The 12,533-nt window shown below is 42.6% G+C and carries 15 protein-coding genes; 5 read left to right on the plus strand and 10 right to left on the minus strand.

From position 1 onward, the window contains the following. Window positions 1-83: 83 nt before the first annotated feature. The 5 genes from FGL37_RS12445 to FGL37_RS12465 all read right to left on the minus strand — a co-directional run bounded on the left by FGL37_RS12445 (window position 84) and on the right by FGL37_RS12465 (window position 4,525). A complete protein-coding gene (locus FGL37_RS12445; protein WP_028072403.1) occupies window positions 84-731 on the minus strand; it encodes an NAD(P)-dependent oxidoreductase in 648 nt (215 codons plus the stop codon). Window positions 732-735: 4 nt separating this feature from the next. Beyond that, entirely contained in the window at window positions 736-1,152 is a 417-nt protein-coding gene (locus tag FGL37_RS12450) for an RrF2 family transcriptional regulator (protein ID WP_028072402.1), read from the minus strand. Window positions 1,153-1,263: 111 nt separating this feature from the next. After that, window positions 1,264-1,950, minus strand: a complete 687-nt coding sequence (locus FGL37_RS12455; RefSeq protein WP_037534570.1) for a peptidase associated/transthyretin-like domain-containing protein — start codon at window positions 1,948-1,950, stop codon at window positions 1,264-1,266. Window positions 1,951-2,136: 186 nt separating this feature from the next. Beyond that, a complete protein-coding gene (locus FGL37_RS12460; protein ID WP_037534651.1) occupies window positions 2,137-4,083 on the minus strand; it encodes a M1 family metallopeptidase in 1,947 nt (648 codons plus the stop codon). 94 nt (window positions 4,084-4,177) lie between these two features. Further along, the gene (locus tag FGL37_RS12465) at window positions 4,178-4,525 is read right to left on the minus strand and encodes an ArsC family reductase (RefSeq protein ID WP_028072399.1); all 348 of its coding nucleotides are present in this window, start codon (window positions 4,523-4,525) and stop codon (window positions 4,178-4,180) included. Window positions 4,526-4,801: 276 nt separating this feature from the next. On the opposite strand from FGL37_RS12465, the gene fbaA reads away from it, so the two are divergent. The 3 genes from fbaA to FGL37_RS12480 all read left to right on the plus strand — a co-directional run bounded on the left by fbaA (window position 4,802) and on the right by FGL37_RS12480 (window position 7,679). Then, window positions 4,802-5,881: a class II fructose-bisphosphate aldolase gene (gene fbaA, locus FGL37_RS12470; protein ID WP_028072398.1), complete on the plus strand. Its 1,080-nt coding sequence runs from the start codon at window positions 4,802-4,804 to the stop codon at window positions 5,879-5,881. Between the two features lie 222 nt (window positions 5,882-6,103). Further along, window positions 6,104-6,778: a head GIN domain-containing protein gene (locus FGL37_RS12475; protein WP_028072397.1), complete on the plus strand. Its 675-nt coding sequence runs from the start codon at window positions 6,104-6,106 to the stop codon at window positions 6,776-6,778. A gap of 232 nt (window positions 6,779-7,010) precedes the next feature. Further along, the gene (locus FGL37_RS12480) at window positions 7,011-7,679 is read left to right on the plus strand and encodes a sterol desaturase family protein (RefSeq protein WP_232048688.1); all 669 of its coding nucleotides are present in this window, start codon (window positions 7,011-7,013) and stop codon (window positions 7,677-7,679) included. Window positions 7,680-8,027: 348 nt separating this feature from the next. Here FGL37_RS12480 and FGL37_RS12485 read toward each other — a convergent pair whose 3' ends face one another. Beyond that, complete coding sequence (locus FGL37_RS12485; protein ID WP_028072395.1) at window positions 8,028-8,552, minus strand: hypothetical protein; 525 nt, start codon at window positions 8,550-8,552, stop codon at window positions 8,028-8,030. A 245-nt stretch (window positions 8,553-8,797) separates the two neighbouring features. Between FGL37_RS12485 and FGL37_RS12490 the strand changes: the two genes are divergently transcribed. Together FGL37_RS12490 and FGL37_RS12495 are read left to right on the plus strand one after the other, a co-directional pair. Then, entirely contained in the window at window positions 8,798-9,013 is a 216-nt protein-coding gene (locus FGL37_RS12490; RefSeq protein ID WP_028072394.1) for a hypothetical protein, read from the plus strand. 7 nt (window positions 9,014-9,020) lie between these two features. Continuing rightward, entirely contained in the window at window positions 9,021-9,317 is a 297-nt protein-coding gene (locus tag FGL37_RS12495) for a hypothetical protein (protein ID WP_028072393.1), read from the plus strand. Window positions 9,318-9,331: 14 nt separating this feature from the next. Here the strand turns inward: FGL37_RS12495 and FGL37_RS12500 are convergent, their stop codons facing one another. The 4 genes from FGL37_RS12500 to FGL37_RS12515 are packed head-to-tail and all read right to left on the minus strand — an operon-like array spanning window position 9,332 to window position 12,525. After that, window positions 9,332-10,267 (minus strand): glycerophosphodiester phosphodiesterase family protein, encoded by a 936-nt coding sequence (locus FGL37_RS12500; protein WP_028072392.1) that lies wholly within the window; start codon window positions 10,265-10,267, stop codon window positions 9,332-9,334. A 1-nt stretch (window position 10,268) separates the two neighbouring features. Next, on the minus strand, window positions 10,269-10,784 hold the full coding sequence (locus tag FGL37_RS12505) for a shikimate kinase (protein ID WP_028072391.1): 516 nt from the start codon (window positions 10,782-10,784) through the stop codon (window positions 10,269-10,271). Window positions 10,785-10,790: 6 nt separating this feature from the next. Then, complete coding sequence (locus FGL37_RS12510) at window positions 10,791-11,978, minus strand: BT_3928 family protein (protein ID WP_037534567.1); 1,188 nt, start codon at window positions 11,976-11,978, stop codon at window positions 10,791-10,793. A 4-nt stretch (window positions 11,979-11,982) separates the two neighbouring features. Beyond that, window positions 11,983-12,525 carry a DUF1599 domain-containing protein gene (locus FGL37_RS12515; protein ID WP_028072389.1) on the minus strand — a complete coding sequence of 181 codons (543 nt, stop codon included), beginning with the start codon at window positions 12,523-12,525 and terminating at the stop codon, window positions 11,983-11,985. Between the last annotated feature and the right edge of the window lie 8 nt (window positions 12,526-12,533).

The raw sequence follows: 12,533 nt of genomic DNA on the forward strand, positions 1-12,533 counted from the left end.
TGATATCAACGACAAAAGGGAAGATCGCGCTTCCCTTTTGTGATAAAATTTTGTATTAAATCTGATTCAGTTGCCTATTTGTATTAGTATGCCGCCGTAAAGCGTTGGTTGATGAACTGTTTTTGCTCGATTTCGTCGGCGATAGCGACCGCAAGGTCTTCAACCGAAAGCCTCGACCTGCCTTCGGCATCAAATACAGGATGGTCCAGGCCAGTCCGGTATTTGCCAGTGCGGATGCCACCCGCCTGGGAATTCATCTCAATGGCGGGACTGATCATTGTCCAGTTTAGCTCCTGCTCTTTGCGTATCGTGTCAAGATAATCGGCGGCAGCGAGCGCACCTGGTTTAATTTCTTTTGGAAAGTCTGGTGAATCCACAAGACGTTTACCATCGACTACTAGACTCCCTGCTCCGCCGACAACGATAAAACGTTTCACTCCGGCGTCTTTAACAGCTTGCTGGATGGCCAATGCACCTTTGGTAAAGTCTTCATAAAGGTTAGGGTTTGACCAGCCGGCATTGAAAGCCGAGACCACTACGTCTGCTCCCTTCAATGCATTCACAAGCTGTTGGTGATTGTGAATGTCGATCTCGGCCCTAACGATCCGATGGCCGGAAGGAATGTTGTCAATATGACGTGCAATCGCGATGACGTCGTAGTTGCGCTCGGCTAATTCTTTTACAAGGTGTGATCCAACATAGCCAGTGGATCCAATGACTGCTACTTTCATGTCTTTACGTATTAAATGTGTTACTAAAATCTCTCAGCTTTATCTTTTCCAAATGCCGAATGATATCAGTGTCGACTTCCTGATAGAGCACCTGCAATTTGGAATTGATATTTTTACCTACAATACAAGCCGGATTCGGGTTGTTGAATTTGCCCGGTAGCTCATTTTGTTTGGTACTGAGGTAAATGTCTGCCAAGGTGATGTCTTCGAGTTCAGTGTTTATTCGAATCCCCCCGCCTTTACCTTCTTTGCTGACCAATAAGGATGCTGCTTTCAAAGAGGCGATTTCTTTCCGCACTACACTGGCATTGATCTGAATGCTGGAAGCAATATATTCGGACGGGAGCCATCGGAGGGTGTCGTCCAATTGCGCCAATACCATAATATGTAGTGCTGTTGCGAATCTAAGATTGTGTAACATCCTATTGCTGATTTGTTTTAATAACACAAAGATAATGCATAAGGTTTTAAACTGAAATAAAAATTATTACAGTTTATATCTTCTGACACTAAGGTGATAATGGATGGTTTTTTATTTTTTCTCGTTAAATTTTTTGTAACTGTCCATAATATAGACTTTTAGTGACTCCTGACTGCTGTTTTGTATGAACTTGTAAGAGGGTCTGAATTGTTCTTTAAATAAGGCAAGTTCAGCGCCGTCCAATGGTGTCAGCTCCTTGATTAGGTTGTCAGTAAATCGACGGTCGACAGTTCTTTTCTCCAGTTCGGCGACTAGGAGTTTGTAGTTAGAGCGGGCTCGTTTTCCTTCTTTGCTGAATATCCGACTTGGGGAAATACGGATACCGCCGCGATTCTGACTGGCGTCCGAATATTTTCCAGCGGTTTTTTCGCGCTGGATTTCTGCTGCCAGACGACTATCAGTCATCCGCTCGACAATGACCTGATTCAGTTCGATTGTATTGTTCAGTCGGTTCAGATAGATTCTGCGTAAGCTGTTGTCGTATATGAAGACAGTATCCTGTTCGTATCCAGGTGCTTTGATCAATAAAAGGTCGTTTATGTTGGCATTGATGGCAAAAGAACCATCTTTGTTGGTCTGCACCTCCTCTTTGTTCCGAAGGTTCTGAATCTGGGCAGCTTCGATTTTTTCACCACTGACAAGTTCCATAATAATGCCTTTCGTTTTTTCCTGGGCAAATAGCTGTCCACTGGTCAACGTGATAAATAAGCAGGTAACAATAGTGTGTATGACTTTCATCCGTATAAATTTGGTTTTAAGCTTTGTTTTTTACATTCCTGGCATCAGATATCCGCAAAGGCGTTTTGTATCATGCAGGCATAGTGTTTATGGTTTAATCCCCACTGAGCGGCCATACATCTCGGCTACGGCCGCCCAGCTGGATTGCGTATCCCAAAAATAACGAATAGATTTTGAATTATTGTGCTAATTTGCCTTCCATATATTATTGTCCGGATTCTTGTCAGGCATCACATGCTCTGGATCCAGTTCTACGGATTGCAGCGCTTCGGTTGTCGGCATTTTAAACTGCCAGACCTGATTCCGTTCCCAGATTTCCACCGGCAGTTTTTTCCGGATTTTTTTGCCTGATACGGTAGTGGCCTCCACGATGATCGGCATAGGAAGTTTTTCGAGATTCTCGACAGTTACGAGTGCACCATGCATTGGATTATTGTTGGCATAAGACACGGATTTGATGCCTTGGTCCATTTGCCAATTGTGGACAAACCAGCCTCGCCAAAACCAGTTGAGGCTTTCGCCGGTACCGTTTTCCATAGCACGGAAGAAATCTTCGGGTGTCGGATGTTTATAGGCCCACTCCTGTATATACTTTTTAAAGGCATAATCGAAACGCTCCTTGCCGACGATAACGTTGCGCAATAGTTTTAGGCCATAAGCTGGCTTGTAATATACGAGCGCGCCGATATTACGTTCTTTCATATTTTGTGGCGTACTCATGATGGGTTCAAGGTTCTGAGCCGTAAAAATATACGATCGGCTGGCTTGAGAACGGTAATATTCACCGTTATTGAACTCTTCTGTGGCCAGTTCGTTGATAAACGTGTTGAACCCTTCGTCCATCCAGCCGTGCTCGCGTTCATTGGATCCGACGATCATGGGAAACCAGTTGTGCCCAAATTCGTGGTTGGTCACGCCCCAGAGGGATCCTGCTCTCGCTTGGTTACCACAGAATGAAAGGGCGGGATATTCCATTCCACCAACGTTGGAGGCTACATTGACAGCAACGGGATAAGGGTATTCAAACCATTTTTTTGAATAAATTTCAATAGCCGCTTTGGTGTATTCAGTAGAGCGTTCCCAGGCATTGTTAGTATTACTTTCCACAGGGTAGGCAGAAAGAGCCAAAGCCGTTCGGCCACTGGGCAGATTTATCCTGGCACCGTCCAGAATAAAAGCCGTTGAAGAAGCCCAGGCAATATCCTGTGCGTTATTTAACTGGTACTTCCAGGTAAGCGTTTTTTTGTCCGGTCTGGAACGCTTTACAGTGACTTCCTCGGCAGAGCGTATCAATACAGTTTCGTCGCTACGCTGTGCTTGCTGGTACCTTTTGAACTGCTCTGCAGTAAAAACTTCCTGCGGGTTTAGCAGCTCCCCTCCGAGGACGACGATATGGTTGGCCGGCGCTGTAATCTCTACTTGGTAATTTCCGAATTCGCGGTAAAATTCTCCCGGCCCTGTATAAGGAAGCGTATTCCAGCCACGGATATCATCGTAAACACAGAGTCGGGGAAACCATTGCGCTATAGCATATATTTTGCCATTCTTGGTGTCAAGGATACCCGTACGGTCAGCGCCATATTGTGGTACTGTATATTGGTAGGCTATTTTGAAGGAAATTTTTCCGCCTTTACTTTTCAATGGCGCTGGTAGTCGAAGCTGCATGCGAGTATCGTCAATGATATGCTCAATCGCATGGCCATTCACATCGGTCACGGACTGGATTTTGTAGCCACCATCAAAGGTGGAATTGGCATCACCATACCGGCTATTTGTTAGGGGTGAAATAAGCTGTCCGCGGCCCTGCTGGGAAAACATATTTTGGTCCAGTTGTAGCCAGAGATAATCCATATTGTCCGGACTGTTGTTGCTGTAGGTGATTTCAACAGTGCCAGTTACTTGATCATTCTGGTCGTTGAGCGATGCCTGTATTTTATAATCTGCCGCATTCTGCCAGTAGGCAGCACCCGGTTTTCCTGCTGCAGAACGATAATCGTTGCCGTTATTATTGAAAAATAATGGCGCAAAGGCCTCCGTATAGCTGTATTTGGAATTTTGATCCTGGGAAAAGGACGGCAAAGAATAGCTTAGTGCAATTAGACTTAAGGAAGCTAGGGCAACACTTTTCATCATATTTCTTAGAATTTTAATTACGTTAATCGCTCCAATATACAATGAAAAGTGCATAAGGCAAAAAAAAGCTCCTTCTCAAAGGAGCTTGTAACAACTATTTTAAATTGTTCTGATATTCTTCTTCGTTAAATCCGAGCAAAATACCGTTATTATATTCAATCACAGGACGTTTGATCATACTGGTATGCTCTTTTAATACCTCATTGGCACTCTTGACGTCCACTACCTGCGCTTGCTGTTCGGGTGACAGTTTTTTCCAGGTGGTTCCCTTCTTATTAAGCAGAGCCTGCCAATCAACCGACTTTTCCCATGCTTTTAGCTTTTCGTCACTGACACCTTCCTTTTTGAAATCGTGAAATTGGAAAGCTATCTGGTTGTCCTCAAGCCATGTCAGGGCTTTTTTTACCGTATTGCAGTTTTTGATCCCGTATACTTGTAGCATAATAGTAACAAATTAGTGAGCCCAAATTTAATGATTCCCGGAATCTTTTGGCAAGATGTGATCTACTCTATTTATTTTTTTGATCGAATATTATACGACGGTAGCCAGCATATGCATCCTGTTCTTTCGGCATAACATGCAATTCAACTGGCCCCTTTTACAGTTTTCAAATGATAGTGTATTTAGTACACTATAAAAATTAGGAAGTAATAATTATTTTTAATAATTTAGTAGCTTTAAGAATTAATAAGATTTAAATAAATCAATAACAGTAATATGAGCCTAAAAGATTTTAAAGGTGTATTGACAGGAGATCAAGTACAAGAGTTGTTTGAAGTTGCTAAAAAGCACAAATTTGCTTTGCCTGCAGTAAACATTATCGGAACTAATTCTATCAATGCGGTGATGGAAACTGCCAAAGCAGTAAACTCTCCAGTAATTATTCAATTGTCAAATGGCGGTGCACAATTTTATGCAGGTAAATCATTGAACAATGATAACTTGAAAGCTTGTGTATTGGGAGCGGTGTCTGCAGCACAGCACGTACATTTATTAGCTGAGCATTATGGTGTAGCGGTTATCTTGCATACTGACCACGCTGCTAAGAAGCTTTTACCTTGGATCGATGGCTTGTTGGACGCTGGTGAAAAGTTCTTCGCACAACATGGTAAGCCTTTATTCTCTTCGCATATGTTGGATCTGTCCGAAGAACCGATTGAAGAAAATATTGAAATTTCAAAAAAATATCTGGAACGCATGAAGCCGCTTGGCATGACTGTGGAAATTGAATTGGGGGTAACCGGTGGGGAAGAAGACGGTGTTGACAATTCAGATGTAGACAGTTCAAAATTATACACACAGCCAGAAGAAGTGGCTTACGCTTATGAGGAATTGTCGAAAGTATCTGACAAATTTACGGTTGCTGCTGCCTTTGGTAACGTGCACGGCGTATATAAACCTGGTAATGTGAAATTGCAACCCGTAATTTTGCATAATTCTCAGGAATATATCCGCGAGAAATATAGTCTCACTGCTGAAAAACCTGTGAATTTTGTCTTCCATGGCGGTTCTGGTTCCTCGCCTGAGGAAATTGCCGAGGCGATTTCTTATGGTGCGATCAAAATGAATATCGATACGGATATGCAATGGGCTTTCTGGGATGGGGTTAGAGGTTATGAAGCTAAAAACCATGACTATCTGCAAGGGCAGATCGGAAATCCTGAAGGAGCTGATTCTCCGAACAAAAAATACTACGATCCCCGCGTATGGTTACGCAAGGGTGAGGAAGCATTTGTTGCCCGTCTGAAAGAAGCATTCGCCGATCTGAATGCAGTAGACGTCAACAGCAAATTGTAGTTTGCTTGAATGAATGATTAGGAAGTCGTCCCATAAGTAATTATGGGACGTTTTTTTTGTCCCGAAGTTTAAGACAATCTTTTGTCAAAATAGGTTAAAAACGGAATTCAAAAACGGGATTGGCGTATTTTTTGAAGCAGCAGGGGGAAACCTGGAGGGTGGGATATCGATACAATAACATTCTTAAATCAGGTATGGGAATTTAAAATAGATGGTATAAAAATGAAATTTTTAGGAATTAGTGCAGTTTTCTTATTGATGGGTCAGATTGCGTTTGGCCAAGCGAAACAAAATGTTGGTGATTTCAGTTCGGTCATGGCGACGGACAAAATACAAGTGGAACTAATCAAATCCAATGAGTCATTAGTGACATTTGAAGGACAGAATTATGAAAACATCAAGGTAGTCAATACAAACGGTGCGCTCGCATTAAAGATGAACACGTTAAACATGTTACAAGGCGGCAATATATCGGTAAAGGTGTACTATAAGAGCCTGAAGAATGTGGAGGCAAAGAAGGGGGCGAAGGTATTCGCAACAGCCAATGACCCAGTTGTCGCAGATCACCTGAAAGTTTATGCATCTGAAGGCGGCCTGGTTGACCTGCATGCCAACGCGAAAACCACCGAAGTGAAGGTAACCTCCGGCGCAACAGTTGCGCTTTATGGAAAGGCCGACAAGCAGGAGGTGATCTCCAATTTTGGCGGTAAATATGAAGGGAAAGATTTTAAGACAGCAACGACTACAGTGACCGTAAACGGAGGAGGAAAAGCGGAGGTATATGCATTGGATACAATTGAAACAAAGACACGCGGTGGCGGCGTCATCGATGTGTATGGAAAGCCCGAACAACGCGTAGAAAAGAAAATGGTCGGTGGAACAGTCAACTTCAAGTAGCAAACTGTCTTGATTTTGTCAATTTTGCAGCGTTGTCATACGAAAGAACCTGGTCTGGCTTATCGTGAAATTTGAGCTAAGATATCGGTTAAAAGGTTTTTTTAGCGATGTTATTCTATTAGGTGTTTAACTTTTTTATTAAAAAGGTCAAATATTTTGTTTTTCTCTTACGCAGCCTTCTTCATTTGTGCTTAAAATACGTATTTTTGTGAGGGAATAATAAAATAGTATTATGGCAAAGCGTAATTATGTTTCAAATTCTACGGAATCTACGCGCATGTTCAAAAATGACTTTTTGGAGTCTTTGACGAAAGTGCATTGGAGTGTACCTTTGATTTTCTATGTACCTGTAGTAATTTTCTTTTCGTATAAAGCTCTCGTTTGGGGCGATGTGCCGTTGTTGACATATATCGGGTACTTTCTATTCGGTCTGGCCTTCTGGACTGCTTTCGAATACGCATTGCATCGTTGGGTATTCCATTATCATCCAACCACCGAGTGGGGCAAACGCATAGCTTTTATTTTTCATGGTGTACATCATGATTACCCAAGAGACCGTATGCGTCTGGTGATGCCACTATCTGCCAGTATTCCTTTGGCCATATTGGTCTATTTGGGCTTTACCCTGTTTTTTTCGAACGAATTTATTCTAGCTTGCTTTTTTTCGGGATTCATGGTGGGTTATCTGATCTATGATGAATGCCATTACGCCATGCACCATGCTAATTTTAAGAGCGGTATCTTCAAACGGATTAAACAGCATCATATGTTACATCATTATTCTGATCCAGAAAAAGGTTTTGGGGTGAGCTCTTCCTTATGGGATGCTATCTTACGCTCAGGCTTTGAAGAGAAAGAACCGAAAAATGAAACATCGAAATTAAAAGAGGAGAAAGCCTAATTGTGCTTTTGTCTTAAACATTATAGAAGGCCTTTGGATTTTTTCAAAGGCTTTTTTTGTTGTCACCCATCCCGGAGGCGATATTTCAAGTACTGATTGGTGACTGACCATGATCATCAACGAATTGTTTCTTCTACGTATACAGCCGCTGAGTTAATAGTTTGGCGTTCGGCATCCTGATGTATTCAGAAAACGACTTTGTGGAGTGACAACCAGACGTCATCGCAAAGGTAACGGCCGAAGTTCCGATATGTTTGGAGAAACCTGTTCTGCGCATTAACAATTTGTGTAATTATAAAAAAATCCTGCGACTTGACGTCTGCAGGATTTTTAACACTCTATTTTCTTTTATTTTAGAACAAATTTGAATCCCAATGAGAAACGCGAAGGTTCGAAGTTAGAGCCATGAGACAGATTCCACCATGGTTTCCAGTCGAAGTGCATCGCCAACGGCGCAGAAGGAATGCGGAACTCTAACCCTAATGCTGGACGGATAGCAAAGTCTGTATGGGTATCGCCATCTTTCCAATGATAATCGTCGTCCCAGTCATCGTGCCATTTTCCATAGTCAATAAAAGAGACTTGTGGACCAACACCAATATACCAAGATAAACCGCGGGTGCCAGCAATACGTTGGTTATACGAATAGTCTACTCCGACAACCGTGATATTGTCTCCAAACAATACTTGTGCGTTTCCTGCATCGTTGCCGCCAAAATTATGCTTGATCTGCGGTCCGAATAATGACTGGCCGTCACCAAGGTCGATTCCGAGACCAATCGCAGTGCGGTAAGGTGTCTGGGCATTCGCCTGTTGATTGACAGCAAAAATAAATGTAAAAAGTGTTAGAATAGGTAGAATTACTTTTTTCATGATATTAAAATAATGTTAGCGTTGTGTTTCTGAAATGAAAACTTTCGCTGTTACAACAAATAGTTTGCCAAAAAAATGAAAATATGACTCTAATTGTGTTTTGTTGTGTAAAATGTTTGTATTGAGAAGTTTGATTTTTGTTGTTACTAAATCCCACTTTCCTTAATGTTGATCTTCAGTACTTGTGTCATACAAAAAAAGGAAACGATATTTGGAAAAGTATTGTTCTTGTCATGTAACCGTACATGATCGTAAATAACATGGAAGATATTCAGATTGACAGAAAAAAGATTGAGCAGTGGATCAGTGAAGGCTACGACGTGATTCAGGATGGAAAGCTGTTAAAAGTAGACGGAAACCTGCAGGAGTTTCTGGCACAATTTGCGGATGAGGAGGAGTCAAAAACTTATTTGCTTCAGGAACTGATCACCTGGCCCGAAGAAGAACTCAAAAAATTGTAGATATGCTATGGAACAGATGAAAATTGCGACAGAGAAGATTGTTCCGATCGACTATAATGCGGCAGACCTGCCTGTGGAAATAAGGGAATTGCGTCCGGTCGTGTATCAGGAAGAGGCTTCCTATTGGTGTCTTCTTGGCCCAGATCCACAGCGCGGGATTTTTGGTAATGGCGAAACAGTACCCGATGCGCTGGAGGACTGGCTGAGCATGTTGCGGAAACGCCTTACAGACGCCGGTGACGATGATGAAGTGGCAAACTTTGTGCGTGACAGTCTGGCTGCCTCCAACCGACAGGTGTGGTAGACTATAGGCATGGTTTATTGCACAAACTTCGAAGTTATTCCGCGTTTTTTGATATAAAAATTCAGAGCCCGTCCGGCTTCGGTGGGGCGGTCGGTACTTAGTATGTCAGCGCCACGATCGATAAAACCTGCATATATCTGAAAGCCTTTTTTCGTCGCTTGTCTATCGAGATTTCCCTGAGTGCCCAATATGCACATAATTCCATGATCGTGCAATATTTTGGTTAATTGGGGATCCGTTTCTCGGCTGCCGACGAAAGCCAACAGGCGATTATCAGGAATGTCCTTTTCGCTGAGCCGGACAAGGTCATCAAGGTTTTTGACGGAGGCAGAAATCATCAGGTCTCCCGCTAGGTTATGTACTTTGCTGGCTTGGCCTGCGCTGTAGGTGATAATGACCACACTCGATTCAGCGCGCTGTTTGCGGATGGCATTGATCACAGATTCGTAAGGTACGTCATTTTTGATGTCCAAAGTAAAAATAACTTTTCCTTTTCCCCAAGCGAGCGCTTCGTCTAGCGTCGGTATTTTATAAGGTGTTATTTTTTTATTATTATCCACGAGACGTAGCTTTTTGAGTTCGGCCAAGGTAAGGCTTTTAACTGCTCCATGTCCTGTGGTTGTACGGTCCAGCGTGTTGTCATGCATAAGCACCAAGGCTGAATCTTTGCTTAGGCGAACGTCACATTCGACAATTACCGGCTGTAGGCTGGCGTTATAAGCAAATGTTTCAAGCGCATTTTCAGGATATCCTGAACTCGGGCCACCTCGATGCAGACTGACCAGCGGGTATCTATTGTCGTCATAGGTGAGGAACTGATAAAGGTCCTCGGCCGAGGTCAGCTGAATACGCTTGCCCACAGGCAGCCCTTCGGTGTCACCGCTATGGCGAAAGCAGCTTGCCAGCGTAAAGACCCATAAGAGCAATAAATAGCGTAGCACCTTTGTCATATTATCTATTATGCTGATTGATCATGCTTACCAAATCCTCCACTGTCGTATTGAGTTGATCGATGGTCAAATGGGCTTGGGTATAATAGGGTTCTCTTTCTGTCAGCTTCTCTTCTATAAAAGCCCTGAGTTCTTCGGGGGATTTTCCAATGAGAATAGGGCGCTTGTGCAGCTTTGACTGGGAAAGCCGGTCGAACAAAGCCTTTGGTGTCATATATAAATAAATCGCATAGCCATTGGCTTTGATCCATTCCATATTGTCAAAAAAGCAGGGTGCACCACCTCCTGTAGAGATGACTGCATAATTGTCGGCAAACCTGCGTAGCTGTGCACGCTCGAGCTTCCGAAATTCATCCTCCCCAAACTGGCCGAAATATTCGGTGATCGTCATACCGATCTCTTTGACTATTTCCTCGTCGGTGTCAATAAAAGGAAGGCCTAATCTATTGGCTAGTTTTTTTCCCAGCGTCGTCTTTCCGCTGCCCATATAACCAATCAAAAAAATAGGTTTTGGCATATGTTATTACTTGTCTTTACTTAAAAAATTCTCTTCAATCGTTTTTGCTTCAGGAAAATTATGGTAATGCCATTTGCCCATGACATTTCCGCCCTTCAACAGGAGTACACCCGGATTAGCTCTCACCATACTTTTCAGAGGAATCAAATCCGCATAGTAAATTTCGGCTATCAGCTGCATTTTATCGCTGAGGTATTGCGCGTCTTTAGATGCGGAAGCAGTCAACAGGACAATCCGAAGACCATTATAGTCTTTTGAGAGCTGAGTGGCGGTTTGATTGATCTTTTGTATAGCGTCGAGATTTGCTGTAGAAAGATCCTTTGCTACAATCAGCAGGTTATAATATGGATTATTGATAATCTCCTGGGTATGGTCAGCACCGTCTGCATCCGTAATCAACAGATCTGGAATGGGTATATCATAGCCTTTTTTGATTAATCTGCTTTCTGGCTCACCCACTATTTCCCAAGTTTCATCTTCCCACAGTTTATCCGCCATATACACTTTGTCATTCACCTGTTTTGTTTCTCCAGTCTTTTTATTCTTCATTGTGTAGAGCTGTTCGAACACATCGCCTTCTTTGCCTTCGGGCAATACCATCAATGATGGGATATTGTTGCCGACTTTATACGGTAGGAAGTCAATAAACGGGAGATAATTGACCGTATAGATACCAATGCCCAATGAGACGATGACAGTGATCAGCGTGACGAAAAACTGGTTGCCCGAACCTTTAATAATAGACCGGATATGCCTGCGATTAAAAAATATAATTAAAATAAGGGCTAGCAGGATCAGATCTTTTGAAAACGATTGCCAAGGCGTCAAAGGAATGGCATCGCCAAAACAACCGCAGGAAGTGACAACTTCAAAAAATGCCGAATAGAAGGTCAGAAACGTAAAAAATAAAATTAGCAGCAGCAGACCCCAGGCTACAGTATTGGCATAAACACCAAACAGTAATAAAGCTCCTAAAAGAATTTCAAATCCACAGATCACAACAGCAATAGCAGTAGCGTAATCATTGAAAACGGTCAGGTGAAACACTTCAAAATATTCCTGAAGCTTATAACCAAACCCGGTCGGATCGTTAGCCTTTATCAATCCAGAAAAAATAAAAAGAAGTCCTGTGAAAATTCGACAAAATCCCAGTAGGTAATTTGTTTTTGTTTGCTGCTTTGCTGCTGTCATCATTTGCTTATTGCTGTGCTAATCCTAACTTAATTAATGCAAAAACGGCGTAGTTGAGCATGTCCTGGTAATTGGCCTGGATGCCTTCGGAAACGATCGTCTGCCCGTCGTTATCCTCAATCTGCTTCACCCGATGGATTTTCATCAAAATCAGATCGGTCATAGAAGATACGCGCATATCACGCCAGGCTTCACCATAATCATGATTTTTCGCTAACATGAGGTCACGCGTCTGGGTGACTTTTTCTGTATATTTTTGATTAACAAAAACAGGATCGAGGTTGTCATCGCCATCTTCACCAAGATCGATCTGAATCAGTGCCATGATACAATAGTTGATAATCCCAATATACTCATCCACTACACCTTCGCCGACTTTGGATACTTTTTTGATTTCTAAGGTCCGTATACGCTGTGCTTTAATGTAAATTTGGTCTGTAATGGAGGACAGACGCATAATTCGCCAGGCCGTACCATAATCTTTTGTTTTTTTTATAAATAAATCCTGACAGTGCTTGATCACACTGTTATATTCCTGCATAGTATCCATATTGCGTT

It is taken from the genome of Sphingobacterium thalpophilum (genome assembly GCF_901482695.1).
In the GTDB taxonomy this organism is placed as follows: Bacteria; Bacteroidota; Bacteroidia; order Sphingobacteriales; family Sphingobacteriaceae; genus Sphingobacterium; species Sphingobacterium thalpophilum.